Here is a 25,965-nt window from a genome sequence, read left to right on the forward strand (position 1 = left end):
GCCAATTTTGTAGTGAATTATTTAACGTGAATAGTGGCAATGCTCTTTTCAAATAAAGCTTCGCAGTCATCATCTTCTGCTCGCTGATATGTTATGGTAAATGTTCTGTACTTTGAAAGAACAATTACAACTATCTGATGGATCTTTTCTTCCCCTGATTTCTGATATTCAGAAACTATCTTATATCCCGGAAATCCATCAATCTCAACATTTTCAAAAGAAGTTACAGATAATCCCACATCCTCGCCATAAGCCTTGTTATAAGACTCAGACATGATCTCTAGATATTTATCTTTTGTGAGCTTTTCTGTGTTATCAACTACTGCCTCAGCAATAGACTCTGGATGCTCTTCTTTTTCCCTATTGGTCAGCACAATATCGTTGCCGTTGTACAGGACATTATAGGCGATCATTGATGATTCCATAGGATAGTTTCTGTTTAAAAAGAGGTCTTTTTCCTCTCCTGGAACAAAATCGGTAGGTATTACAAATGAGCAATGATGCGCTTCTTTTAAATCCTCTTCTACCATAGCATTTGCAACACTTGAGATAGATAGCGCTGCTACCAGTACAAGGGCAAATGTCATAACGCATCCTGCTACAATCTTAACCTTTTTCATAAACACTCCTAAATCACAAGCTTAGTTCAAATACGTCGAACCAGTATCTCTCCATCAGATAACTTCCAAGATTTTCTGATGTGATACCATAATCATTATACCATTCTTCAAGCAGTACTTCTCTGCTATTAAAGCTTCCCAGGAAAAGAACTTTTTTACCTGATAAAAGATAATTCTCAATATCTATGGAATCCTCAATAGTGTAGAGGCCAGTTCCCATTTCTTTTACCAAAGTTTCTGGTTCTGCGTAGTAAAGATATATTCCATACTGATCCTCGGAATATGCACCGCTGTTGAGATAGTAATCAAGTAGTCCCTGCACATGGTCAAAGTTGCTGATGATAACAGTGTCCGGATCAAGGCTTGCAAAAAACTCCAAGGTCTTGTCCATATTTACTTGTCTGTACTCTTCATTGCCGATAAAGGCCTTGAAATCTACACACCCAACTATAACAACTATGACTGTAAAGAGACAATAGGATATCTTTAACACCTTTTTGCCAGAATTCTTAAAATAATCCCCTATGCCAATGGCGATAGCCAGATAAAAGCATCCAAGGGCGGGTATCATGTATCTATTGGCAAATACAGGTCTCATAAGGATCGATACCACAATTCCAAATACTACAAGTACCGGAAGCACCAGAAATGCAAAGAACTGCTCGCAGCTTTCTATCTCTTTTTCCTTGATAAACTTCATAAATGAAAGGACAAATAGCGCTGCCACAAAAAGGAACATGATAACTGCAAGGACTACCGTCACCTTAGAATTACTAAAATATCCGCTAAATAGATATTTGATGACGCTTCCAAAGGATCTAAGTCCCACAGGCTGTATCCAGTAGCTGCCGCTTACCTGCTTGACCTGGGATAAAAGAGCTGATATCCACGGAATATATGAAACTACCGTGAGATTTCCACAAATGATCAGCATTGCAAAGGCTTTGGCCCCAAGTTTACCCTTGTGATCAGGTTCCTTCATGTTTTTAAGATATGTGACCAGCATCCAAATGAAAATAATGCCATAAATAATGCCTACAGAAAGGGCTGCATAGTAGTGAGTGTAAGCAGCTGCCGTTCCGTAAAGCCACAGTGCAAAGCCGTTTACTATGTCCCACTTAGCCTTGCCTTCTAGCATATCTCTCATGAGATTAAACCCATGCAAAAGAGCTGCTGTCACAAAAAACAGTGCCCAGGTATACATTCTGATCTCTGTTGTATACTCTGGAAGCGCCGGCATACTAACTACCATGAAGCTAAAGAGCCCCGCTGTAAGTAGTCCAAAGCGCTTTCTGATAACAGTCATGGAATAGATAAATAAAAGAATAAGAGGAACTATAGATACCATCTTGGCGATTATCTCAAGTGGAACTCCTGTGCCCTTACCAAAGAACACAAGAAAGCCCTTAAGTATCAGGTAGTAAAGAGGCGGATGGACATCTCTTGCTGTGCGGCTCACAAGCTCAGCTACAGATGAGTTTGCAAATCTCATTGAAAAGAGCTCGTCATACCATATGTCTGTAGACATAGATAGGAAAAATGAGCGCACAAGAAAAAAGCATGCCAATATGAACAGCGCCATGCCTATTATCTTATCTATGTTACCTTTAACTTTTTCTTTCATCTTTTCCTCGTAAATAGGCACAGCTTTTCGTTGCTGTGCCTATCAATAATCTTACTGTTTATTTAATGTCTATTAAGCTTCGTATGAATCAATGAGCTCAAGTGGACGTTCTTCGTTCATCTTCTTGCACATTGCTACAAGTGCATCAAGAGGAACGTTCTGGATCTGCTTGTTAGAACCACGTACGTTGATTGATACAGTTCCTTCTGCAGCTTCCTTGTCACCGATTACAAGAATGTATGGATCCTTGTAGTTCTTGAACTTCTTGATCTTCTCTTTCATGTTGTTGTCTGAGTAGTCAGCCTCAACACGAATACCAGCCTTGATAAGAGTATCTTCTACCTTCTTGGCATACTCATTGTGCTCTACTCTGATAGGAACGATACCTACCTGATATGGGCTGAGCCAGAATGGGAATACACCCTTGAAGTTCTCGATGATGATACCGATGAATCTCTCAAGTGAACCGTAGATAGCTCTGTGGATAACTACAGGCATCTGCATTGTTCCGTCCTGAGCCTGATATGTAAGGCCAAAGTTATGAGGAAGCTGGAAGTCAAGCTGTACAGTACCGCACTGCCATTCTCTTCCAAGAGCATCCTTGATCTGAAGGTCGATCTTTGGTCCGTAGAACGCGCCATCACCTTCGTTGATCTCATATCCACCCTCGCCATACTTCTCGTCAAGGATTTCCTTAAGAGCTGCCTCAGCTCTGTTCCAAACCTCGATGTCTCCCATGAAGTCATCTGGTCTTGTAGAGAACTCAGCTCTATATGTAACACCAAATGTTGAATAGATCTCATCTGCGATTGCGATTACGTCTGCAATCTCATCCTTGATCTGTGATTCCATTACGAATGTATGGTCATCATCCTGACGGAATTCCTGAACACGGAAAAGACCATTCATCTGCCCTGACTTCTCCTTACGGTGAAGTACATCGTACTCACTGTAACGGATAGGAAGCTCTTTATAAGAGTGGTTTGTTCTCTTATATGTCATCATGGCATTAGGACAGTTCATAGGTTTAGCTGCCATTGTGTCGTTCTGCTCACGATTATAGATTACAGAACCAGCCTGAATTTTAATGTTCTGTGGCTCTTCTGTAGGCTCGTTGATATTCTCAAGTACGCCTGGAATCTCAGCGTCAGCCTTAAGCCATCCTGAAACACCTGGTACCATGAACATGTTGTTTACATAGTGAGCCCAGTGTCCACTGATCAGCCAAAGCTTCTTGTTATTTACTAAAGGAGCAGCTATCTCTGTGTAGCCGTGTCTCTCCTGAACTTCTCTTGAATACTTAAGAAGTGCCTGGTACATCTTCCATCCTCTTGGAAGCCAGTATGGCATACCAGGTGCAGTCTCATCGAACATGAAAAGATCAAGCTCAGCACCGATCTTCTTGTGATCGCGCTCTAATGCTTCCTGAATAAGCTTGATGTGCTTCTTGAGCTCATCTTTGCTAGGGAAAGCATAAAGATAAATTCTAGAAAGCTGATCTCTCTTCTCGTCGCCTCTCCAGTATGCTCCAGATACAGCCTTGATCTGATATGCTGCATTCATGAGTTCCTGAGAGTTCTCAACGTGAGGTCCGCGGCAAAGATCTACATAATCATCGCCTGTATAATAAACTGTAATTGTCTCTCCCTCTGGAAGATCATTGATAAGTTCAGTCTTGAACTTCTGATCCTTGAACATTTCAAGTGCTTCCGACTTTGAAACCTCTTTACGTGTCCAGTTCTCTCTTCTCTTGATGATCTCGCGCATCTTGTCTTCAATAGTCTTGAAGTCATCCTGAGTTACAGCCTTAGGAAGTACAAAATCATAGTAGCAACCATCGTCGATCTGAGGTCCGATTGCATACTGAACTTCCTTGCCATAAAGCTCGATAACAGCCTTGGCGAGAACATGTGCCAGTGAGTGACGATAAACTTCTAAATACTCTTCTTTATTCATTTGTTTTTCCTTTCGTGCTACCCCAACCGGGAGCAGCCTCTTTCTAATATAATATTTTAATTAAGAGCTATGTTTAATGGCTCAAAATTATCACTTATTTTTGCCGTGGCACTTCTTGTACTTTTTGCCACTTCCGCATGGACATGGATCGTTAGGATAAACCTTCTCCTCTTTTCTGATTGTATGAGAAGCCTTCTCCTCTTTGTAAAGGGCTTTTCTCTTGTCCTCATCAAAGATTGCTTCCCATTCAGGAAGGTTGTAAAGCCAGTCAGCACCAGCATTTACCATGTTCTTGTAAAGAAGCTCCTTGTCAAAGCCAAGGTTAACCTCTGTATCCTCTTCCATATCATCAATAGGGTTCTGCTCTTTCAAGCTGTCGTTGATTCCATCAAGGAAACCAACCATAGTCATAAGATCAACACCGTACTTGTCAGCGAGCTCCTTAACTGTTCCCTTTACAACTTCATCAGGATTTTTTAAAAGAACTGCGTAGATATCACGCTCTTTCTGGAAATATTCTGTCCATAATTTCTGAAGACTTCCCTTATCTGCAGTCTCAGAATATGCCATATCACGCCACTTTTTTAATAATGCCATAATTACTACCTCTGTTTTTCAAATAAATTTAATAATAAAGAACATTTTAATATATTTGCAAAGATATGTAAACCGCATAAAATAGTAAGTGGTGATGAAATATCGTACTTAAAAGCAATATCAAAATCTATATCACCAGGGGGAAATAAAAATGAAAAAGACTAGCTCTTTAGGCTTGAAATGTATCTTGTTACTCTTATCTTTGCTTCTTTTGATAGGTTGTCAAAAGAACTCTTCGGCTACATCTGACAATACCACAATCCGGGTAGCATCACTAAAAGGTCCCACAACAATTGGTCTTGTAAATCTCATGGATGAGGCTTCTAGAGAAGAATGTGAGCACTCCTATGAATTTACAATGTACACTCAAGGCTCAGACATCATGGCAGCTATGGCAACCGGCGATATAGACATAGGCCTTGTACCTGCAAACGTAGCTGCAGTCATGAATAACAAAGTTGAAGGCGGCGTCGCTGTAATAGATATCAACACTCTCGGAGTTCTCTACTGTGTATCCGGCGATGATTCAATACATTCCATTTCTGATCTGTCAGGCAAAACAGTCTACACAACAGGTCAGGGCTCAACTCCTGAATACACCATAAGATATCTACTTGCTCAAAACGACGTAACTGATTGCACTCTTGAATTTAAGTCAGAGGCTACAGAAGTTGCAGCTTTTCTAGCAGAAGACCCAAGTGGAGTCGCAATCCTTCCTCAGCCATTCGTTACTGCTGCTCTTACTCAAAACCAAGAGCTTAAGATAGCTTTTTCTCTAGATGATGAATGGAACAAGGTAAACACTGATTGCCGCATGGTCACAGGAGTAACCGTTGTCAGAAAAGACTTCTTAGAAAACCACAAAGAATTAGTAAACGCCTTTATCAAAGACCACGAAGCAAGCACCAAGAAAGTATCAGAAGATTTGGAAGGAACTGCTGCCCTTGTAGTTCAGCAAGGCATCATAGCCAAGGAACCTATAGTCCTTGTCGCAATCGGCAACTGTAATGTCTGCTGCATCCACGGAAAAGAGCTAAGGAAAACCCTTGAAGGATACCTCGAAGTTCTACACGAACAGGATCCTAAGTCAGTTGGCGGAAACCTTCCACCAGATGAGTTCTACTATGTAGGCAAATAAACTGTTACTATTCACATTTTTTGAAAAAACCGCAAACTAGTTGGAGGCTCAGTTTTAACTGAGCCTCCATTCTTAACTAAAAAAATTATAGTCTCTTTATTCTCTCTAAAGCTTCTACGCTGTTCTCATAGCTTCCAAATGCTGTAAGTCTGAAGTAATGCTCTCCGCTTGGTCCAAAGCCTGATCCTGGAGTACCTACAACATTTGCATTTTCAAGAAGGTGATCAAAGAACTCCCAGCTTGTCATGTTGTTTGGTGTATGAAGCCATACATATGGTGAATTCTTGCCGCCGTACACTTCGTAGCCTGCATCCTTAAGTCCATTGTAGATATAAGTAGCATTCTTCATGTACTTACTAACCATGTCTTTTATCTGAGCCTTACCTTCAACTGAGTAGCAAGCCTCTCCTGCTCTCTGTACTACATATGGAGCTCCGTTATACTTAGTTCCATGTCTTCTAGCCCAGAGTCTGTGCATCTCCACTTCCTCACCATTAAACTTAACCTTAAGATCATGAGGAATGATAGTAGCGCCGAGACGAAGACCAGTAAATCCAGCATTCTTAGAAAAAGACCTAAGCTCTATAGCGCAGGTTCTAGCTCCTTCGCACTCAAATATTGAATGAGGGATATTATCCTGAGAAATATAAGCTTCATAAGCCGCATCAAATATGATAACTGCTCCAACCTTATTAGCATAGTCAACCCATACCTGAAGCTGATCCTTTGTTATAGCCTCACCTGTTGGGTTATTTGGGAAGCACAGATAGATAAGGTCTGGTGTTTCCTTTGGAAGTTCAGGTGCAAAGTTATTTTCTGCTGTGCATGGCATGTAGATAACGTTACTCCAGATTCCACTTTCTTTATCATAATCTCCACATCTACCAGCCATAACGTTTGAATCTACGTATACTGGGTAAACTGGATCGCAAACTGCTATCTTAGAGTCTTTTGCAAAGATTTCCTGAATGTTGGCTGAGTCACTCTTAGCTCCATCAGAAATAAAGATCTCATCATCAGCGATATCGCAGCCTCTAGCTCTAAAGTCATTCTCTGCCATGGCGTGTCTAAGAAACTCATAGCCAAGGTCTGGAGCATAACCTCTGAAAGTACTCTCACTTGCCTGCTCATCTACGGCTTTATGAAGTGCATCGATAACAGCTGGGCAAAGAGGCTGAGTAACATCGCCAATTCCAAGGCGAATGATCTTTTTATCAGGATTAGCCTCTTGATAAGCATTAACTTTCTTAGCTATTGTGCTAAACAAATAACTTCCTGGTAACTTCAAATAATCCTCATTTGGTCTGAACATATATTGGCCTCCTATCAATTATGATAGTTAGTTGTGTTCTTATATGTTTGGATGACGCTTTCGCTCTGTGAAAAACGTAGCGGTACTAAGCTGGTAAAAAACACCAGCAAGTACCGACGTTTTTCAAAGCATCCAAACCACATAAGACCAGCAACTAACTTAGCAATTATTCCAATAGATTTGCAACGAATAACAATTTTGTGTAATTCAATTGCGTGACTATAATAAACTAGAGAATATGATATAACAATTTTGTATCATTGTATACAAAATTCTTGTATTTTTATTCTGGAACAGATAGTATAGCAATATACTTATTAATAAGTGTGTTTGACTTATGTAAACGAAATGGTTTTGTATGAATATACAACTTATCATTATATAGAGGAGAATGCGTATGAAGTTTACTAAGATGCAGGGCTGTGGAAATGATTATGTATATGTTGATGGAGGAAGTGAGAAGATTTCTCAGGAAAAGAAATCTGATCTTGCCGTAAAGGTGTCTGACAGGCATTTTGGAATTGGTTCAGATGGACTTATCTTCATAAATCCTGTTGAAGATGATGACATAGATTTTGAAATGGAAATGTATAACGCTGATGGATCAAGATCTGAGATGTGCGGAAATGGTATCAGATGCGTTGCTAAGTATGTATATGATAAGGGGCTTACAAACAAGAAAAAACTTACTATCGTGAGCGCCGGTAAGAAAAAATACATTGATCTGACTGTTGGAGCTAACAACAAGGTAGAAAGCGTTAAGGTTGATATGGGTGCTCCTATTCTTGACGCCGAGACTGTCCCTGTAAGTGTTCCAGAAGATAAGCTTACTTCTTCTGATAAATTTGCAGAGCTTAATGGCAAATATGGTCACCTTGCAGTAGATGTTCCAATTACAGTTGATGGAAAACAGTGGCATATTACCTGTGTATCCATGGGCAATCCTCATGCAGTGGTATTCCTTCCTGAAGGAATGGACCTTGCCACCTTTGATATTGAAAAGATCGGACCACAGTTTGAAAATCACGAGTATTTCCCAAGACGTGTAAATACTGAGTTTGTAACAATAGATGACAGAAGCAACGTACACATGAGAGTATGGGAACGCGGAACAGGCGAAACTCTTGCCTGTGGCACTGGTTGCTGCGCAACAGCTGTTGCCTGCATCTTGAATGGTCACACAGATACATCAGTCACTATCCACGTCCTTGGCGGCGACATCAAGTGCAGTTGGGACAAGAATCCTTCATCATCAGTGATCATGGAAGGTCCAGCAACTACAGTATTTGATGGAGAAATTGAAATATAAGATTAGCTAATAGTACAAATGAAGCAAATTTTAGCCGAAAGCTCTAATCACACAAGCTTTCGGCTATATTTTTTTCAAATATACAAGATTTTATTTTATACAATTCACTCTTTTCTTTAGCCTACCAATTTAAATTTGCAGGCCTTCGGCTAATCAATTTTTTCTTTTTGATCTTTTAGATAGTTTTTTCTTTAGCCGAAAATAATAAATTGCGTAACTTAGGCTGAAAACACTTACACTTACACTTCCTCTACATAATACTGTGCCTGAGCATTCCAGAGTTCGTAGTACTTTCCATCATGATCTTCAAGGAGTTTCTCGTGTGTTCCCTTTTGGATAACCTGTCCTTCACCAAATACTGCTATCTCGTCGCAGAACTTACATGATGACAATCTATGAGAAATATAGATTGCTGTTTTATCACCAGAGATATCATCAAACTTACTGTAAATCTCAGCTTCTGCTATAGGATCAAGAGCAGCAGTTGGTTCATCAAGGATGATGAATGGAGCGTCTTTATATAATGCTCTTGCTATTGCAATCTTTTGGGCTTCTCCACCAGAAACATCAATTCCATCATCAGAAAGGTCCTTATATATCATGGTATCTAGTCCCTTTTCCAGACTCTCAAGCCTCTCACCAAACCCAGCATCTACTAAAGCTTTATACGCTCTATCTCTATCATAATCCGCGTTACCAGCCACATTCGCTCCTATAGGCTGGCAAAGAAGCTGAAAGTCCTGAAATACAATAGAGAAAATATCCATGTAGTCATCATATTTGTATTTCCTTATATCTATACCATTTAAAAGTATCTGCCCTTCTTGAGGATCATACAAACGGCACAATAGCTTTATAAATGTAGTCTTTCCACTTCCATTCTCTCCAACAATTGCAAGTCTCTGTCCAACCTTAAACTTCATATTTACGTGTCTTAGAGACCAAACATCTGATCCTGGGTATTTGAATGACACATCTTTAAACTCAATCTCATAATTCCTATCACTACGCTTTTCTGTAGTAAGAGAGCCCTGATACATAGCATTTGGAATATCGAGAAATTCAAAAGTTTTATCCAAATAGCTTGTGTTCGTCTCCATAAGAGAGATAAGTTCTGTGAAAGCAAAGATGTTAGCTATCATTGCAGTAGCCGCTCCAACATACTGAGTTACACTACCTACATCAAATGCTCCAGCCCAAGCTTTTAAACATGTAAATACATAGACAAAACCAGTGATAAGCACTGTCATACATACTCCCATGCTAGAATAGATGCCCATTTTCCCCATAAACATTTTTCCCAAAGGTCCATCCACTCCGAAAACAGAATTTCCATCCCAATAGGCTGCCACCAAGCCTTGCTGATCATTCATTCGTATATCTACACTGCGCTTTTTATCAAGGCCTATGAATCCAAAGTGCCAAAATAAGCGATTCCCAAGAGTTGCAAAATCAGCATAATTACTCCAAGACTTTTGTGCTATACCAGAAAGCTTTCCCGAAAAGACACTAATTCCCACCATAACAGCAGCAAAAATCAATATAAATATAGGATTATTCAAAATTACCAGCCGTCCAGCTGTCTTTGGAACAGGAGAAGTAAAAAGTGTTACAGTGAGCGTGATTCCACTTATCATACCTATCATTCCCGTAACAAAACGTTCATAAGCTCTTTGGGATCTCATAAGCCCCCAACTTGCCCAGTTCTCATTTTGTTTGATCTGCGCCCTCAGATCATGATTTTCCTGTTTATCAAGTTCAGAGAAATCCAAAGAAAACATCTTGTGAATAAAAAGAATTTCTTTTCTTCCCCATAAGTCATTTAATAACGTTTCATGTCTTTGTTTCAAAAAAGCATTAATGATTGCTAATACGCAAATGCAGATAGTTCCAGCGATTACCCAATTCCATAACACTTCTTCTCTTCTTAGTCCAGCTAATTCCTTTAATACCTGAGCTGAGAAAAAAACTGTTATATACGGCGATACTGCTTCAAAAATGCACTTTACTGTCAGAAGAGGGAAATAGCTCTTTTGCACTCTATGGAGTTCTCTGACACCGCGAAGATTCATTGCTATGGCATGTCTAAAATCTATTTTTTTCTTCATATCAGAACTCCTTTCCTTCTTGATAATAACGGCTTTGTACTTCAAAGAGCTGGGCATATTCACCGCCAAGCTTCATAAGGCTCTCATGAGTACCCTCTTCTTTGATACCTCCATCTGCCACGAAGATGATACGGTCACAAAATCTTGTTGAAGCAAGCCTGTGAGAAATAAATAGTGATGTCTTTCCTTTTGACATTTCACCATATTTCATGTACATATCATTCTCTGCTATTGGATCAAGTGCAGCTGTAGGCTCATCAAGCAGTAATATTGGCCCATCCTTGTAAAGAGCTCTGGCAAGCATCAAACGCTGAGTTTCTCCCCCAGAAAAAAGAACGCCATCCAAATAAACTTCTCTTCCAATATGCGTTTCTAGCCCCTTTGGGAGTTTTTCTATGTTAGAAGTTAGTCCTGCAAGATCAATGCATTTTTTTATCTTCTCATAATCAATATTCTCTTTAGTTTGGGCAATCTCTTCAGCTACTGTTACATCAACTATAGAGAAATCCTGAAACACAGCGCTAAATAGTCTGTAGTACTCTCTTCGATTGAAGTCTCGTATATCTCTTCCATTTAGAAGTACACATCCCTCTGTAGGATCAAGCAGTCCACACAATAATTTGACTAATGTAGTTTTTCCGGCACCATTAAGTCCGACGATTGCCAGCTTTTCACCCGGCCTGATCGTAAGACTAACGTCATGTATGGTATCTTCACTTGCTCCTGGATATCTAAAAGAAACACCTGATAACTGAAGTTCAAATTCTTCATATTCAGGAATCTTTTCACCATCTTCAAATTTGAATGGTTCTGGATAGTCCAGATATTCACGTAGTCGTGATATATCCATACCATGTTTATGCAGCTTACTAAGATCCTTTAGTACTCCCATTACCCATGTGGTAAAGGTCGTAACTGCCGCAAAATATAAAACAAACTCTGAGACGCTAAGTCCCTCATTCAAAGTCATCTTGATAAGATAAAAATAGGCAATTCCATTTCGTGCCAAAGTAAGAACTGCTTCCACAACTTCCGCAAACACTTCAGCTTTTTCGCATCGGAAAGCATATGCAAGATATACGTCATGAACTTTATCAAGTAAATCATTAAGCCAGTTCTGAAGTCCAAATATTCGAATGTCTTTTGCAAGCTCTACAGACTCTGCTTTTCTTCTGATATATGACTTCTTCAGATAATACTTTTCTTCTTCATCTCTATGTGCATAGCGCCAGTTGTTTGTATATCTAGATACCACAAAGCCTGCAAGACATGTAACAATTATCACAAGCAAGATCACAGGATCAATTTTAGATAAAATAGACAGATATATTATGAGTCCGCCAATATTTGTTAGAAGCTCAGTCAAGGTTTGCCAGATTTCTTCTGTTGCCTGTCCATTATCATTTGTAGCTTGATATGCCTTATCTCTAAGCTTTTGAAAATCTTCTTTAAGAGTATTTGAATACGAAGTCATATTACTCTTGAGCGTGACCTTGCTAATTATAGCTGATCGAACGTCTACTCTTGGAAATAGCGAATTCTGAGTGAAATAATGCATCAGTCCACGAAGTATAAAAATAGCTGCTGTAAACAGTCCAATTGTGGACAATAATGTTCCAATTGAAGCTCTCTGTTCGATGCGTAAAAGAACTTCTGGTGCAATATACAACTGTGCCAGATAATAAGCCACTTCCAATGCAGCAGAAATAATGCAAAAGAAAATAGCTCTTTTACCTGCTTTCCAAGCTACCTTTAACATCCACCAAACATTTTGGAGAGTATTATATTTAGGTCTTTCTTTATTATTCATAGTTGTTTGTCTCCTCTCCTACATATCATGCCACAAAAAAAGTCCCCGGATTTCTCTGGGGACGAATTGCTATTCTCAGGTGATGAATTGCTTTATACCTGTGGCAAAAGTATTTCCGTAGTAAAAGCACCATCTTCACTATTTCTACTTATATAGCCTTCAAGGCGTTCCACAATGGTGTCAATACGAACAAGTCCAAATCCGTGGCCTTCACCCTTGGTAGTACTAAATAAATTACCTTTTTTAGTAAGTTTCTTTTCCGCAGTGAAATTCGTAAAAGAAATGTACAATTGAGTATTCTTCATATCCATATAGACACGAATAAGTCTGTTTTCTTCAGGTAGCTTCACACTCGCCTCTATTGCATTATCAAAAAGATTTCCTATGATACAGCAAAGATCTATCTCAGACATTTTAAGCTTAACAGGTATATGCGCATCAGCAACTACCTTTATCCCCTTTGATTTTGCTAAAGATATCTTAGAATTAAGGATTGCATCTGTCATGGCATTACCAGTCTTGATAACTGTATCAACAGTAGTAAGGTCTTCGTCAAGAAGATCCAAGTATTTGCTGATTGCTTCCCAGTCTCCAGTCGCTGCATATGCTTTCATTGTCTGGATATGGTTGCGATAGTCATGCCTCCAGCCACGTATTTGGCGATACATATTATCAACTTCTCTGTAGTGTGTCTCAATCAGTTCATGTTGATAGGTAGCAATCTGTTTATCAATTTTCTTTGAAAAGAATCCCATTCTCTTACCCCATGTTGATTATAGCACGATTAACTCCATCATATGAGCCTCTGGGTAGATGAATCAATGTTCCATCACTTAACTTGATATCACTTTTGGTCACACGACTGATCTGAGTCAGATTGACGATTGCCGAACGTCCAACTCGATAAAATCTATCATCAAGCTGCTTTTCAACTTCACCAAGTGTCATCTTGACTGTCAACTCTTGCTGAGCATGGATAGTAACGTAATTTCCATAAACTTCAACATATCGGATCTGATATATTGGTACACGTACCATTTCACCATTCACGTCAAAATTTAATACTTTTTCATTTTTCTGAAGTTTATCTGATGCTCTATCTAAGACAGATAACAATTTACCCTCTTTTACAGGCTTCATAAGATAGTGAAGAGCTGCTACTTCATACCCTTCCGCTATATAATCAGAATATCCGGTAATAAAAACTATCTGGATGTTTTCATTGACTTTCCTAAGCCTCTTGGCAAGTGTCACACCATCCATACCATCCATTTCTATATCTAACAAGATGATGTCATAGTCATTCTCATCTTCATATTTGAATAAAAAACTCTCCGCAGATGGGAACTCATCAACATGGATCATGTAGCCATTATCCTTGGCCCAATGACAGACCATGTCACTTACATACTTTCTATCTATATCTGAGTCATCACAGATTGCAATCTTGTATCCCATCTAGTCAGTTCCTTACTTTCCGCTTTCTCTTGCCACAATATAGATTCTCTCGCTATCCTCGGTAGGCTCTTCTTGGGTGTCTGCATCGATTGCAGTGATAAACTCAAGGCCAGCCTTATCTACAAAGTTCTTCATCTCATCAAGGGTATATCCCCTCTGATAGTGAGTCTCAACAGAACGTCTAAAGAGCTCTTTTTCCTCATCACACATGGCAAAGATCGTAAGGTCGTATTCATTGATATGCTCTTCTTCGTGGTAATAATTATCCCAGATGAAGCTGCAATTCTCGCGGCTCTCAGCAATCGTAGTATCTCCGATCACATCGCGGTACTTGTGGAGAGTATTGAAATCAAAGATAAACACTCCCTTAGGAAACAGGAAGTTATTAACAAGCTTAAAGGTCTCTATGACGTCTTCATCCTCAAGAAGGTAGTTGACGCTATCACATACGCTTACGATAGTTCCAGCTGTGCAATAAAGGTCTAGTTCTCTCATGTCCTGTTCAAGGTACATGATGTTTAGGCCGTTCTGAGCCGCCTTATTGCGCGCAATATTGAGCATATCGGAGGATAAGTCGATTCCCACCATATCATATCCTCTTTTAGCCATTTCCTGGGTAAAAGAGCCGGTGCCACAACCAAGCTCAACAACTAGATTTCTCTCTTCTGCAAGAGCTGCCTCTGAATCTTCCTCTGTAGAATATTCTGCATTTCCCTGCTCTGAGGCTTTTGATGGCTTGCTCACTCCATATTTTTCAATTAGTGATACAACAAAATTACCCCATACTTCGTATGGGGTTTCATCCATGAATGTATCATATACAGCTGCAAAATCTGTGTATGCTTCCATAAATTAAAATAAACTTCCTATGATCAAAATAACTTTAGTTCCAAGTCCCATTATAACGCCTGCAAGTACTACTCCGCAAACAACCGCTCTAACGCTCTTCTTGAAATCCATATCAAGGATAGAAGCTGCAAGAGTTCCTGTCCATGCTCCTGTACCAGGAACTGGGATACCTACGAATAAGAAAAGTGCCCAGTAAAGACCTTTTCCAGCCTTCTCCTTAAGCTTCTCGCCGCCCTTGTGTCCCTTTTCAAGACAGAATGTAAAGAACTTGCCGATCACTGGCTTATCTTTTCCCCATTCAAGAACTTTTCTTGCAAAGAAGAAAATGAAAGGCATAGGTATCATGTTTCCTATGATCGCGATAATATAGCTTGGAAGAAGTGGAAGTCCCATACTAATAGCATATGGAATAGCTCCTCTAAGCTCAACAAGTGGCACCATAGAAACCAAAAATACGATCAAATAATCTTTTAACATCAAATAATCTCCTTCAAAGCTCTGATAAGAGTATCCATCTCTTCATCTGTACCAATTGAGATTCTGAGATACTCATCAATTCTAGGTAAATCAAATCGACGCACTATTATACCACGGCTTCTCAAATTAGCAAAGATTTCCTTACCAGACTTGTCTGGATGCTTAGCAAAAATGAAGTTGGTCTTGGAATCAGCAAATTCAAATCCAAGATTCTTTAACTCTTTCTTGACTCTTTCTCTGGTGCCAATGACCATATTCCTGGTCTTATCAAAATAGTCTCTGTTTGAGATAGCAAGTGCTCCAAGCTCAAGAGTTGGTGTGTTCATAGTGTATGAGTTAAAAGAATACTTGACGTCAGAAAGAAATTTTATAAGCTTCTCATTTCCAAAGGCATAGCCTATTCTCATTCCAGCCATTGACCTTGATTTTGAAAAAGTCTGGACAACCAGAAGATTATCATACTTATCAATAAGTGGAAGTGCAGATTCTCCGCCGAAATCAATGTATGCTTCATCAACGATAACTACTACGTCACGATTATTTTGCAATATTTCCTCAATATCCTTAAGAGGAAGCTCAACACCTGTAGGAGCGTTAGGATTAGCAATAACAACGCCGCCATTCTCGCCAAAATAGTCCTCTTTAGTTATAGTGAAATCTTCATTAAGCGGAATCTGCTTGAAGGGAATCCTATAGAGATTTGCCCATACATCATAAAATGAATATGTAATATCAGGGAAGAATACTGGCTTATCAGAATTGAAAAATGTAAGAAAAGCCATAGCAAGTACATCATCAGAGCCCACGCCAACAAAGACTTTATCAGATGATACATTATAAAAATCCGCTATAGCATCCACAAGCACAGAGCAACTAGGATCCGGATATTTCTTAAATCTATCCACATCCATATTCTTAATTGCCTCAGCAACTGCCGGTGCTGGAGGATATGGATTCTCATTTGTATTAAGCTTGATGATATTCTGAATCTTTGGCTGCTCTCCCGGTGTATATGGAACAACCTTCCTAACATTTTCTTCCCAGCTCATGGTCATACTCCTTTTTTGTAAAATACATGTCCTCATTATATACACTCTGTTACGCTATTGCAAGAAAGTGTTTTTGTCCTGTTATACTTCATAAACTTGCTATTATGCTTGGCTGATTACCTGCATTATTACTTTTTAATAATTTGCAGGTACTATTTCTATCTATACTTTCTCTTATATCTGGCATTCATTACCTGCTTTTATTCTTATGTGATATTTGCAGGTAATGCTTCCTGACATCAATCTCTTTTTTCCCGTCTTTCTTTACCTGCATCCAGTCTTTTCTATAATTTGCAGGTATTGCTTCCTGACGTCAATCTCTTTTTTCCCGTCTTTCTTTACCTGCATTCAGTCTTTTCAATAATTTGCAGGTAATGCTTCCTGACATCAATCTCTTTTTTCCCGTCTTTCTTTACCTGCATTCTCCAAAATCAACATATTGCAGGTAAAACACCATCATCCGCCTGTTTTTATCATATCGAAATTACAGGCAACTACTGCAAAAAGCAAGCTTTAAAATACAAAAAGCCCCGCTCCATATAGAGCGAGGCTTTATAACTATTTACATTATGATCAGTATGCACCGTCCTGACCAAAGATGGCCGGGAAGGTTCTGAATATGAGCTCGATATCTTTAGAAAGACTCATATCCTGAATGTATTGAAGGTCGAGTTCAACCCATCTGTCCCACTTGATCTTGGCTCTGCCACAAACCTGCCAATAGCAGGTGAGACCTGGTTTAACGATAGTGCGTTGTTTTTCGTAGGCATTACATTCTTCCATCTGGGAAGTAAGGATTGGTCTAGGGCCAACTACGCTCATATCACCTTTGATGATATTAAATAACTGTGGAAGTTCATCTATAGAAAATCTTCTTATAAATCTTCCTACATGTGTTACTCGTGGATCATTCTTGATCTTGAATGCATGGCCTGTCTGCTCATTCTGAGCCTGCATACGTTCAAACATTGACTCTGCGTTCTTGTACATGCTTCTGAACTTATAGATCTTGAAGCTCTTCATATCTTTACCAGCTCTCTGCTGGGTAAAGAACACAGGACCACCATCCTCTAGGAATATGGCAAGTGCAGTCACCAAAAATACAGGTGACAAAAGAATCAATGCCACACTAGAAGCAGCAATGTCAAACAATCTCTTTATCCACTTATAGATATTGGGCTTATGATCATATATTTCCTGATAGTTAAGCTCAATTATCTTTCTACCTGCTCCTGCTCTAAGCTCGGAAACAGGTATCGCATTTGCTTTAGACATTCTCATTTTTCCTCTTTGTAAAAGGTTTTATCAACCTGTAACTGATGCGAGAACAGGTACCCTTACAAAGGCAATCGTGCCGTGCTTAGTCATGTTAACTACTACGTGGTCTTTACGGATCTCTACTGTTGGTAACTGTACCCACTGATTATTCTGAATCTGGTAAACTGCTATGTTATCCCCAACAACTACCCCACTAACATAGAAATTAACTTTGGCTGTTGTAAATGAAGCTCCTGGTGAGCTTGTAGTAACTACATTAAGAAGTGCACCGCCTACATTTGCTGCAAGAGTAGTTGCAGAAGTAAGCTGTCCATTTGTAGCAGGTGTAAGAACGAATGTTACGTTACTCTTGCCACCATTTATCTCTACATGTCCGCCCTGGCCAACAATATTGCTGCCATAACCGACAATATTATTTCTCTTATAGAATTCATTAGCTGAAGAGCCTGAGCTCTTTCCTGATCCACCACCTGATGATCTCTTGTTATTATTGTTGTTATTGTTCTGACCAGCTCTGACAGCATTTGTCAAAGACTGGATCTGCTTGGTGAGTTCAGCAATTGTCTTATTGTTTTCTTCCTGGTTCTTCTGCATTTTTTCCCATTCTTCCTTGGAAATACTGATAGAACCACCTACATTGTTGTCCGTACTAGTCCCTGTACTTGCTGCATTTTCAGCGCATACGCACAATGTTGATGAAAACATCATGACGCCTACAACCATCAACGCAAGAATCTTTTTCATATTATTTGCCTCCATACATTTAAAAACAACGCTTCATTTATTCATCTTCTGGATTGCTCCAGTCAATTTCTCTGTCGATCTGACCTGCAGGATCACCTACAAGGCATCCCACAACAAGTATCTGTTTGCTAGGATCACTTGGGCTTGGAGCTGTCATTGTAAGTAAAAAATGTTCTGGACTAAGTCCCTGCTCCCAACCTGGCCTGATGATATTGGTCATACTCCTTTGTGAGTACATATCATCAATGAACTGCTGGCATCCGTATGCATACGAAAAGTCATATTTTTCAACCAGTCTTGTGCCCTCAGTAGTATAAGCCGCGATAACATAATAAGCAAGAACATTTCCTTCCATGTATACCAAAATGAACTGATGGTCATCAAAATATACCTTATCAAGAAATTTCTCAAGCTCCGATGGCGCAACTCCGTGTACTACTTCATTAAAGTCACACATATCCTGCATATTGGCAGCTTCTATATAAGCACATGCATTTGTTGCTGGTTCTTTGTCTGCATTATGTGTGGCATAAAAGTAATCATCGCCATCACTACTTTGACATAGGGGTAAATTTATATCTGTATCCTTCACATAGATCCAGGCAAATATGTCACTATTCTTTTCACGTAGCGCGTGCACGTCTACAAAATTGCCATTTTCCGGATCTGGTGTCTTTGCTTCTTTTGAACATCCCACCAGCATAGCTGCCACTAATAAAACAGCAAAAAACCGTTTAAAAGACAGCCTCTCTATATCTTTATATCGTCTTGTTCTACGCATTTGTTTAGCTCACACCATCAACTTTTTCATAAAAAACTTCAAGAATTGTCTCGTAAAGATCATCCTGATCCACATAAAACTCTTCAAACTTGCCACTTTTCTTGGTCTCACCATCCAAAAGGATCAGATCTGAAGCGTCAAATCTGTATGTAGTAATGCTAGGAGCAAGGTAGCTGATCTCATCTGCTGAGATATTGGTAGTCATCATGCTGCCTATTGCGGAAAAGAGCTCTATAGCTGCATTACTGTTATTTTCTGCAGTTTCTCTTGCTGATTCAAGGAAGCCATTTAGATACTGCTTTTGTCTCTCTAACCTGCCATCATTTGAAGCATAAATGCTAATGTCTCTAGCCTTAACATAGTAATAAGCTGTGTCACCTTCAAGATGAACCTCAGCGCCTTTCTTAAGGGACTTGTCCCACTTGGTAAGGTCCTCAAGAACTGTAACATCAACGCCGCCCACCTGATCATTTATGATAGGAATAGCACTCATATTAATGGCTGCATATCCATGGATAGGTAGCTGATAAAACATATTCGAAACAGCCTTGACCTGATATTCACAGCTCTGCTCAAGTCCATCGCCGTATGCATGCTGAATTGCGATCTGTCCAACTTCTGTAGTCTGATATCTGCCGTATTCATCATAGACATCTATGTCAGCCATACTGTTTCTGTTGATGCCGATGATCTTGATGGTCTCATCATGAGGATTAAGTACCAGCAGGAAAAGAGCATCGGCCTGGCCACCATTTTGTCCGTCTGTAACCTTTGATACTATCTCATCATCCTTATCAATTCCCATGATAAGGAAAGTAGTAATGTCCTCGTTGTAATCGTAAACACATCCGTTATATCTAACCCAGTCTGCTTCCCAGCGCTGCTCCGTTCCCTGCATAGCGCCATCATCTGTCTGGGCCATCATCGGTGTACTCGTAGCAGATTTAGATCCAAGATTTGATTTTCCAAGTATCCTCATTACTTCAAGGCCTGCAAGTCCAAGTGTTGTAATAGTCATCACCACAGCCCAGACAATGAGAATTATTCTGCCTGCTTTCTTCATCTAAAACTCCTAGTCTTCCGTCTCCTCATTTTCGCTACTTGCCTCTGTAGCCGCATCTTCTGAACTATACATCATATTAGGGAATTCATTATCCTCAAGTTCATCCAAAGGATCTCCGTTGCTTTCAAGGTCTCTTATGTCAGCCGGGAAAACTCGTGACTGCTTGGTCACATTTCCGCTGTAATCAGCAACTGCGTAATAAACAACTGCAGTTCCAGCATCTTTGTTGATTACCACCTTTTCCACAACTATCCTGTTTGTCAGATCGCCATCCTTGGCATCATAAGCGTTTATTCCTACAATTAGGTCTTCTTCCTCAGTCTCTGAATCATAGACCAGGTTGACTGATGAAAATCTAAATTCGGGTGCCATTCTGTCACTCCTACCGTAAGCGATCACAATAAGAGCAATGAGACATCCGCTCAATATGGTAAAAAATATCCCAAGAATATTACCTTTCACAAGTTCCTCCACATATATGCAATGAAATATTTAGTCTTTTCTTGTAACTCCGGCAAGATAATTAAGCTCATCAAGATCGTCATCATCAGGAAGGTCAGCTTCTGGAGTCTTTGGTCTTCCTGAACCGGAACTCATCTCTGCGTCATCCCCATATTTGCCGTAGTACTTGCCATAATATTTTCCATAGTACTTGCCATAATAATTGCCGTAATGGCCATAGTAGCCCTTACCTGAAATATCAACCTTATTAAGAACTACGCCAAGCATCTTGGCTCCAGCCTTATCCAGCTGATCCTTAACTCTCTGAGCAAAGCGGTAGCTGATGGCATTACTTTCTATTACCATAACTGTTCCGTCGCACTGCTTGGATACAACGGCCGCATCAATAACACTTCCAAGAGGAGGTGTATCTATAATGACGTAATCAAATACCTGTTTCATATTCTCAAGGACTTTGCTAAAGATCCTGCCTCCCAAAAGCTCACTTGGGTTAGGAGGAACCGGTCCACTGAATATTACATAGAGATTAGGTGTATCTGTTTCGCAGATGACACTTGAAAGTCTCTCTCTTCCTACAAGGCAATGTGTAAGGCCAAGTCTTACTGATCCTGTTCTGTATCTACCAACAAGAACTGATTTACGCATATCTGCGTCTACGAGAACAGTTTTTTTACCAGCTTCTGCAAAAGCCCTCGCAAGAGCCATCGCCACTGTTGTCTTACCTTCACCAGGTGTACAGCTTGTGACAGAGATAACCCTGACATTCTGTCCACTGAACTCTATATTACTTCTAAGTGTTTTGTATGCTTCTTTTATCTGATAGTTGTTTTCTGATTGGCTAAAGTGAAGTTTAGCTGTCTGCATAGGCTACCCCATCCTACTTTTTCTTGGCTTTTTTATTTTTCTTGTCCTGCTCATCAACGGAAAGTGGAACAAGTGCAAGTGTACTAAGTCCCAGATATCTCTCAACATCATCGTTGCTCTTGATGGTATCGTCAAGAAGGTATCCGAGTACTACAAAAAATGCTACGACTACAGCCCCAACAAATCCTGAAAGGATAGTCCATCTTGTAACACTAGGACTTGCCTTCTCAGTAGGAACATTAGCTGTCTCTGCAATATTGATAGCATCGATATCCATAACGTTAGTAATATGTTCACTGGACACTTCTCTGATACAGTTTGCTATCTTCATAGCCATAAGAGGATCCTCGTCCTTGACTGTGATAGCAACGATACGCGTATCAGATGGTGTATCAACTCTAAGAACTGATGCCAGCTGCTTATACTCCATGTCTATTAGGTTAAGTCTCTGAATAACTTCCTCAAGAACGTATCTGCTCTTTATAAGCTCTGCATAATCCTGAGTGAGCTGAGTAGAAATCTGCACGTCAGAATATGTGACTGTCTGATTCTCCTCTTTGTTCAGGATATAGATCTTGGTCGTAGATTCATAAGTAGGGTGTACCACAAACTTGCTGACAAAAAGACCTGAAAGTGCAAAGAAAAGTCCTGCACTGATGATCAGAAAAGCTCTTCCCAGCAATATAGAAAAAAGTTCCCCCAGATTGATTTCTATGATGTCGTCTTTTCTATCCACACATTTCTCCCTTATCCGGTGACTATCGTCACAGTGTTTCGTTTTTCAAAACTGCAACAGGATTATCGTAAAAGATTCTTTTACCGTATGATTCCCCATATTTCCTGTCTACATAATTGCGGCACTCAAGTAGCTCTGGAGCTCTTTTTTGGGTGTCATGAGCATCTGTAGCCACAAAGTGTACCAGTCTGTTTTTCAAAAGCTTTTTTACAAATAGTTTGATGCCAAAGCCATACTTACCCATAATACTGGAGGCATTTACCTGAATGAGGCAGCCCATATCCACAAGTTCCTCTACATAAGCAGGGTGAGATACTATATCACTATAGCGTTCCACATGGGCAATTATAGGAATAAAGCCCGCTGCCTGTACCTGGTATATTGCATTGTGTATAGCTTTATATGGATTGGTAGGATGAAACTCTACCAAAACATAATCAGAACCTGCCAAGGTACATATCTTGCCCTGTTCAAGCTCTGTCTGCGTCTCATCACTATAGTATATTTCGTTTCCTGAGTAAAGCTTTACTTTGATCCCAAGTGAATCTGCCTGCTGTTGCAGTTTACCTTTATATACTTCATTATGTTGTGGGCTGACATTGTGATGCATCGGTTTGTGATGTGGTGTTAGAATAATATGAGTGATGCCATTCTTTTCGGCTATCTTAAGCATCTTGAGACTAGTTTCCACATCTCTTGATCCGTCGTCTACGCCAGGCATAATATGACAATGTATATCTATCGATTCCAGCATATTTAACCTTCCAAAGTTTAGATGTATACTTACTTGTGTGTGCCGGTTTTTAATCGAGATCAACATACAAGATAATATAATTTAACACAATAATTATACACCCACAAAATAGGCACTTTCAACATAATGTGGTAATTTATAAAACTTTTATCAAGATGTTGGGGCGCTAAAAAAGGAGACCAAAATGTTACCTCAAGATCCAATCATGTTAATGAGCTACCTGAACACAAAACTTCGCGATAATTATAGTTCTTTACAGGCTTTCGCTGATGACAACAACCTTTCATCAGAGGAACTTTTATCCATAACAAAAAAACTGGAAGCAGCCGGCTTCACATACAATGCCGACCGCAACCAGTTTATCTGATAATTTTTTATACAGCTTTAGCTTTTAATTCTCCATCTACTACGTCAAACTCAATTGTTCCGTGAGGTTTGACCTGATCCTCGAGGATGAGTTTGGCGGAGAGGGTTTCTACGTTCTTTTGGATGAAACGCTTGAGTGGACGTGCGCCGTAGATTGGGTCGTAGGCGTTGTCTACTACGAAGGTCTTGGCTGCGTCTGTGAGGGTGATGGAGATTTCTCTATCTTCGAGACGCTTGTTAAGATCTGAGACTACTAGGTCTATGATGCCGCTAATGTTGTCCTTTGTGAGAGGCTTGAACATTATGGTTTCATCTAGTCTGTTAAGGAACTCAGGTCTAAAGTGAGCTCTCAGGTCATCCATGACTTCTTTTTCTGCAGCAGGATCAATTGTGCCATCATCTCTGATTCCATCAAGAAGGTACTGAGCACCAATATTTGATGTCATGATGAGAATAGTATTCTTGAAATCCACTGTTCTGCCCTGAGAATCTGTGATACGTCCATCGTCAAGAACCTGCAGCAGCACGTTGAATACGTCTGGATGAGCTTTCTCAACTTCATCAAAAAGAACTACCGCATATGGTTTTCTTCTGACAGCCTCTGTAAGCTGTCCGCCTTCGTCATATCCCACATATCCTGGAGGTGCTCCGATAAGTCTGGAGACGCTGTATTTCTCCATATATTCACTCATATCGATGCGGACCATGTTGTTCTCATCATCAAAAAGTGCCTGAGCAAGGCTTTTAGCAAGCTCTGTCTTACCAACACCAGTTGGTCCAAGGAAAAGGAATGAACCGATAGGCTTGGTTGGATCTTTGATTCCAGCTTTGGATCTCATGATAGCCTCTGAAACAAGGGTCACAGCATTATCCTGGCCAATGACTCTCTGATGAAGCTCATCTCCAAGATGAAGTGTCTTATTTCTCTCACTTTCAGTTAACTTGCTCACAGGAATACCAGTCCATCTGCTGATGATTCCTGCAATCTCGTCCTCTGAAACTCTCTCATGTACAAGAGCTCCGTCTGACTCTTTTTCACGAGCAGCTTCCTCTGCTTCTTCAAGTTCTTTCTTGAGTGCTGGAAGCTTGCCATACTGAAGCTCACCAGCTTTCTCATAATCGCCATTTCTCTGAGCTATAGCAATCTCTGAATTGATAGTATCTATCTGCTCACGCATAGCTGCAAGCTTGTCCACAGCCTCTTTTTCATTGGCCCACTGAGCCTTTCTGGCATTGAAATCTTCGCTAAGTTCTGCAAGTTCCTTCTGAAGGTTGGAAAGTCTCTCCTTGCTAAGGGAGTCATCTTCCTTCTTGAGAGCTGCCTCCTCGATCTGCAACTGCATGATCTTACGGTTCATCTCATCAAGTTCAGCTGGCATAGAATCCATCTCTGTCTTGATAAGAGCACAGGCCTCATCCACAAGGTCGATAGCCTTATCTGGAAGGAATCTATCTGAAATGTATCTGTTAGAAAGAACTGCTGCACTCACAAGAGCACTGTCCATGATCTTAACACCATGGAACACTTCATATCTTTCTTTTAATCCACGAAGGATGCTGATGGTATCCTCAACTGTTGGCTCTTCCACCATGACCGGCTGAAAACGTCTTTCAAGAGCTGCATCCTTCTCAATATACTGCCTGTACTCATTAAGAGTTGTAGCTCCGATACAGTGCAGCTCACCTCTTGCAAGCATAGGCTTGAGCATATTACCTGCATCCATCGCGCCGTCAGTCTTGCCTGCACCAACGATCAGGTGAAGCTCATCTATGAAAAGAATGATCTCTCCGTCAGATTCCTTGACATCCTCAAGGACTGCCTTAAGTCTCTCTTCAAACTCGCCTCTATACTTGGCACCAGCCACAAGTGCACCCATATCAAGTGAAAAGATCTTCTTGTCCTTTAACGCCGTTGGCACATCACCACTAGCTATTCTCTGAGCAAGAGCCTCAACTACCGCAGTCTTACCAACACCAGGCTCACCAATGAGGACCGGATTATTCTTGCTCTTTCTGGAAAGGATCCTGATCACATTTCTGATCTCAGTATCTCTGCCAATTACAGGATCAAGCTTCTGCTTCCTTGCCCTCTCAACCAGTTCTGTTCCGTACTTGTTGAGAGTATCGTAGGTTGCCTCAGGATTATCAGTTGTAACATTCCTGTTACCTCTGACCTCTGCCAGAACCTGAAGGAATCTGTTCCTGTCTATACCAAACTCCTTGAAGATCTCCTTGACCTCTCTATTAGGTCTCTTCATAACTGCAAGGAAAAGACACTCAACTGGAACATAGGAATCTCCAAGAGCCTTGGCCTCATCTTCAGCTGATAAAAGAGCTCTGTTAAGATCCGCTCCAATATATGGCTGTCCTCCCTGAACCTTAGTCCTCTTCTCAATTGCGTCAATGATCCTGTTAAGGAAAGTCTCACTGTTAATGCCCATCTTCTCAATGAGCTTGGCTATAAGGCTATCCTCGATCGTCATAAGAGAATAAAGGAGATGTTCCTGTTCAATCTCCTGATTGCCATACTCCATAGCAACTTTCTCACAGCCGTTGACTGCCTCTATGGACTTCTGTGTGAATTTCTGTATATTCATAGGCACCTCCCTT

Annotated in this window: 24 protein-coding genes; 3 read left to right on the forward strand and 21 right to left on the reverse strand. The window is 40.2% G+C overall.

The features are described from left to right. Positions 1-17: 17 nt before the first annotated feature. The 4 genes from BUA02_RS02440 to BUA02_RS02455 form a co-directional block, all read right to left on the reverse strand. Positions 18-620 (reverse strand): DcrB/PsbP domain-containing protein, encoded by a 603-nt coding sequence (locus BUA02_RS02440; protein ID WP_072700673.1) that lies wholly within the window; start codon positions 618-620, stop codon positions 18-20. A gap of 13 nt (positions 621-633) precedes the next feature. Beyond that, positions 634-2,244 (reverse strand): hypothetical protein, encoded by a 1,611-nt coding sequence (locus tag BUA02_RS02445; protein ID WP_072700675.1) that lies wholly within the window; start codon positions 2,242-2,244, stop codon positions 634-636. A 72-nt stretch (positions 2,245-2,316) separates the two neighbouring features. Continuing rightward, positions 2,317-4,200 carry a threonine--tRNA ligase gene (locus tag BUA02_RS02450; RefSeq protein WP_072700676.1) on the reverse strand — a complete coding sequence of 628 codons (1,884 nt, stop codon included), beginning with the start codon at positions 4,198-4,200 and terminating at the stop codon, positions 2,317-2,319. Positions 4,201-4,290: 90 nt separating this feature from the next. Beyond that, the gene (locus BUA02_RS02455) at positions 4,291-4,797 is read right to left on the reverse strand and encodes an SEC-C metal-binding domain-containing protein (protein ID WP_071176796.1); all 507 of its coding nucleotides are present in this window, start codon (positions 4,795-4,797) and stop codon (positions 4,291-4,293) included. A gap of 151 nt (positions 4,798-4,948) precedes the next feature. Here BUA02_RS02455 and BUA02_RS02460 point away from each other — a divergent pair, with 151 nt between their 5' ends. Beyond that, positions 4,949-5,935 (forward strand): ABC transporter substrate-binding protein, encoded by a 987-nt coding sequence (locus tag BUA02_RS02460; protein ID WP_072700678.1) that lies wholly within the window; start codon positions 4,949-4,951, stop codon positions 5,933-5,935. 85 nt (positions 5,936-6,020) lie between these two features. Here BUA02_RS02460 and BUA02_RS02465 read toward each other — a convergent pair whose 3' ends face one another. Next, entirely contained in the window at positions 6,021-7,247 is a 1,227-nt protein-coding gene (locus BUA02_RS02465) for an LL-diaminopimelate aminotransferase (RefSeq protein ID WP_072700680.1), read from the reverse strand. 397 nt (positions 7,248-7,644) lie between these two features. Here BUA02_RS02465 and dapF point away from each other — a divergent pair, with 397 nt between their 5' ends. Then, the gene (gene dapF / locus BUA02_RS02470) at positions 7,645-8,556 is read left to right on the forward strand and encodes a diaminopimelate epimerase (RefSeq protein ID WP_072700682.1); all 912 of its coding nucleotides are present in this window, start codon (positions 7,645-7,647) and stop codon (positions 8,554-8,556) included. A 239-nt stretch (positions 8,557-8,795) separates the two neighbouring features. Here dapF and BUA02_RS02475 read toward each other — a convergent pair whose 3' ends face one another. From BUA02_RS02475 to BUA02_RS02545, 15 genes are all read right to left on the reverse strand, one after another. Then, positions 8,796-10,664 (reverse strand): ABC transporter ATP-binding protein, encoded by a 1,869-nt coding sequence (locus tag BUA02_RS02475; protein WP_242946456.1) that lies wholly within the window; start codon positions 10,662-10,664, stop codon positions 8,796-8,798. 1 nt (position 10,665) lies between these two features. Next, positions 10,666-12,474, reverse strand: a complete 1,809-nt coding sequence (locus BUA02_RS02480) for an ABC transporter ATP-binding protein (protein WP_072700686.1) — start codon at positions 12,472-12,474, stop codon at positions 10,666-10,668. Between the two features lie 92 nt (positions 12,475-12,566). Further along, positions 12,567-13,229, reverse strand: coding sequence for a sensor histidine kinase (locus tag BUA02_RS02485; protein ID WP_071176802.1), 663 nt, complete (start codon positions 13,227-13,229; stop codon positions 12,567-12,569). Positions 13,230-13,233: 4 nt separating this feature from the next. After that, positions 13,234-13,932 carry a LytR/AlgR family response regulator transcription factor gene (locus tag BUA02_RS02490; protein ID WP_072700688.1) on the reverse strand — a complete coding sequence of 233 codons (699 nt, stop codon included), beginning with the start codon at positions 13,930-13,932 and terminating at the stop codon, positions 13,234-13,236. A gap of 12 nt (positions 13,933-13,944) precedes the next feature. Continuing rightward, positions 13,945-14,781 (reverse strand): class I SAM-dependent DNA methyltransferase, encoded by an 837-nt coding sequence (locus BUA02_RS02495; protein ID WP_072700690.1) that lies wholly within the window; start codon positions 14,779-14,781, stop codon positions 13,945-13,947. 3 nt (positions 14,782-14,784) lie between these two features. Then, positions 14,785-15,258, reverse strand: coding sequence for a COG2426 family protein (locus tag BUA02_RS02500; protein ID WP_071176805.1), 474 nt, complete (start codon positions 15,256-15,258; stop codon positions 14,785-14,787). Beyond that, the gene (gene hisC / locus BUA02_RS02505) at positions 15,258-16,307 is read right to left on the reverse strand and encodes a histidinol-phosphate transaminase (protein WP_072700692.1); all 1,050 of its coding nucleotides are present in this window, start codon (positions 16,305-16,307) and stop codon (positions 15,258-15,260) included. The genes BUA02_RS02500 and hisC overlap by 1 nt, the downstream gene beginning before the upstream one ends. A gap of 573 nt (positions 16,308-16,880) precedes the next feature. Next, complete coding sequence (locus BUA02_RS02510) at positions 16,881-17,582, reverse strand: sugar transferase (RefSeq protein ID WP_083385950.1); 702 nt, start codon at positions 17,580-17,582, stop codon at positions 16,881-16,883. Between the two features lie 30 nt (positions 17,583-17,612). Further along, entirely contained in the window at positions 17,613-18,329 is a 717-nt protein-coding gene (locus BUA02_RS02515) for a hypothetical protein (RefSeq protein ID WP_072700694.1), read from the reverse strand. A gap of 37 nt (positions 18,330-18,366) precedes the next feature. Beyond that, entirely contained in the window at positions 18,367-19,110 is a 744-nt protein-coding gene (locus BUA02_RS02520; RefSeq protein WP_143147360.1) for a class B sortase, read from the reverse strand. Positions 19,111-19,114: 4 nt separating this feature from the next. Then, positions 19,115-20,173: an LCP family protein gene (locus BUA02_RS02525; protein ID WP_072700696.1), complete on the reverse strand. Its 1,059-nt coding sequence runs from the start codon at positions 20,171-20,173 to the stop codon at positions 19,115-19,117. Positions 20,174-20,182: 9 nt separating this feature from the next. After that, positions 20,183-20,635: a DUF5011/hyalin repeat domain-containing protein gene (locus tag BUA02_RS02530; protein WP_072700698.1), complete on the reverse strand. Its 453-nt coding sequence runs from the start codon at positions 20,633-20,635 to the stop codon at positions 20,183-20,185. Between the two features lie 30 nt (positions 20,636-20,665). Next, on the reverse strand, positions 20,666-21,499 hold the full coding sequence (locus tag BUA02_RS02535) for a polysaccharide biosynthesis tyrosine autokinase (RefSeq protein ID WP_071176812.1): 834 nt from the start codon (positions 21,497-21,499) through the stop codon (positions 20,666-20,668). 13 nt (positions 21,500-21,512) lie between these two features. Further along, positions 21,513-22,235, reverse strand: coding sequence for a YveK family protein (locus BUA02_RS02540; RefSeq protein WP_071176813.1), 723 nt, complete (start codon positions 22,233-22,235; stop codon positions 21,513-21,515). Positions 22,236-22,263: 28 nt separating this feature from the next. Next, complete coding sequence (locus tag BUA02_RS02545) at positions 22,264-22,989, reverse strand: CpsB/CapC family capsule biosynthesis tyrosine phosphatase (protein WP_072700700.1); 726 nt, start codon at positions 22,987-22,989, stop codon at positions 22,264-22,266. Positions 22,990-23,173: 184 nt separating this feature from the next. Here BUA02_RS02545 and BUA02_RS02550 point away from each other — a divergent pair, with 184 nt between their 5' ends. Further along, a complete protein-coding gene (locus BUA02_RS02550) occupies positions 23,174-23,356 on the forward strand; it encodes a DUF4250 domain-containing protein (protein WP_071176815.1) in 183 nt (60 codons plus the stop codon). A gap of 7 nt (positions 23,357-23,363) precedes the next feature. Here the strand turns inward: BUA02_RS02550 and clpB are convergent, their stop codons facing one another. Next, positions 23,364-25,952, reverse strand: a complete 2,589-nt coding sequence (gene clpB, locus BUA02_RS02555; RefSeq protein WP_072700702.1) for an ATP-dependent chaperone ClpB — start codon at positions 25,950-25,952, stop codon at positions 23,364-23,366. Positions 25,953-25,965 lie beyond the last annotated feature (13 nt).

The organism is Butyrivibrio hungatei DSM 14810, from assembly GCF_900143205.1.
Lineage (GTDB): Bacteria > Bacillota > Clostridia > Lachnospirales > Lachnospiraceae > Butyrivibrio > Butyrivibrio hungatei.